The organism is Pseudomonas sp. ICMP 10191, assembly GCF_001467335.1.
GTDB classification, from domain to species: domain Bacteria; phylum Pseudomonadota; class Gammaproteobacteria; order Pseudomonadales; family Pseudomonadaceae; genus Aquipseudomonas; species Aquipseudomonas cerasi.
Window position 1 is genome coordinate 1 of the sequence record NZ_LKGW01000032.1, and the last position, 564, is coordinate 564.

General features: G+C 60.6%; 1 pseudogene. It reads right to left on the reverse strand.

Annotated features, from left to right (window positions below):
- A pseudogene (locus AO388_RS04095) lies at positions 1-564 on the reverse strand (type IV secretion protein Rhs); the annotation flags it as partial.

Sequence of the window (564 nt, forward strand, 5' to 3'; positions counted from 1 at the left end):
ATGAGCGGGTTCTGGATCTGTGAGAGTTTTTCAGCGGGCAGGGTGGTTGCGTACTGCCAGGCCTTGCGGCCAAGGGCGTCATAGCCGAAGCAACTGGTGAGTTTGCCCTGCGTGCGATAGATCTCGCGGTGCAGGTCGTCGCGCTCCATGTCGCTGATCAGTTGGCCATCGAGGTTCAGTTGATGCAGGTGACCGCTGCCGACCGGTGGGAAGGGTCAGTGTGGTCAGGTTGCTGAGCGGATCGTAGTCGTAGGCCAGCGTGCCCTGGGGCGACGATTCCTGTGTCAGGCGGCCCAGAATGTCGTAAGCGAATTCCAGTTTTTCAGCCGTGACACCGATCTTTCTGCCGCCGTCAGTGGGTGTGCGCTGAATGGACAGCAGGCGGTCGCTGTCGTCGTAGGTGAAATCCTGACGGGCGTCGTCGTTGAGTCTGGCCAGCAAGCGGCCAATCGGGTCGCGCTCGAAATGCGTGCTGCGCTGTGGTCGTTCACCTTTCTCGCTGTAGCCGATTTCCTCGACCTGAGTCAGGTGTCCGCCGAGGTTGTAGCTGAAACGGCGGGTCAG